Consider the following 882-nt stretch of genomic DNA (forward strand, 5'->3'; position numbering starts at 1 on the left):
TAATTTCTTGAATTGTAAAATTAAGCTAGACGATTAAAAAGACCATATGTGGTACACTCATTCCAGATTTACAACTACGAAAATTAGGAGAGTGACCACAAATGGCCTACACCCATCTTACCATGGAAGACCTTGGATGGATAGAAACTTATCACACGATTGGACTATCTGCTTCAAAAATTGCAAATAAACTTGAACGATCAAAACAACCTGTCTGTAATGTAGTCAATTATCTTAAACAAGGATATACGATTCAAGATTACTATGCACGCTATAAAAAGAATAAAAGCAACTGTGGTGCCAGACGTAAAACCTTTACCGGTAAAGAAATCCGTTACATTAAAGACAAAGTTGCATCTGGTTGGACACCTGATGTTATTATTGGTAGACAAGAAATTGATTTGAAGTGCTCTATGCGAACTCTTTACCGTAGATTCAAGGACAGCCCTTTATTTGATCAAACGACTTTGCCTCTGAAAGGCAAACGCAAACCGAATGGCCATAAAGAGAAAAGAGGAAAACAAGCCTTTAAGAGAAGCCTACAGGATAGAGCCCTATCGTATCCACATTATACGAACGAATTTGGTCACCTTGAAGGGGATACCATTATTGGAGAGCATCATAAAAGTGCTGTTATTACATTGGTTGAGCGCTTGTCAAAAGTCATTTTTACACTCAAACCTGAGGGACGCAAAGCAACTGATATAGAAGAAAAATTATCTGAGTGGTTTTCCAGTATCCCTTCCCATTCTTTTAAATCAATCACTTTTGATTGTGGAAAAGAGTTCTCTAATTGGAAATCAGTTAGTAACCACCATGATATTTCTATTTTCTTTGCAGATCCTGGTTGTCCGTCTCAGCGTGGGCTGAATGAACACTCTA

1 protein-coding gene is annotated in these 882 nt (G+C 37.5%); it reads left to right on the forward strand.

Annotated features, from left to right (window positions below):
* Nucleotides 1–101 precede the first annotated feature (101 nt).
* Nucleotides 102–882, forward strand: a 781-nt coding sequence (locus ACEN4I_RS13370) for an IS30 family transposase (RefSeq protein WP_407127851.1), incomplete at its 3' end; no start/stop codon positions are given.

The sequence above is a fragment of the Desemzia sp. FAM 23990 genome (assembly GCF_045528485.1).
Lineage (GTDB): Bacteria > Bacillota > Bacilli > Lactobacillales > Carnobacteriaceae > Desemzia.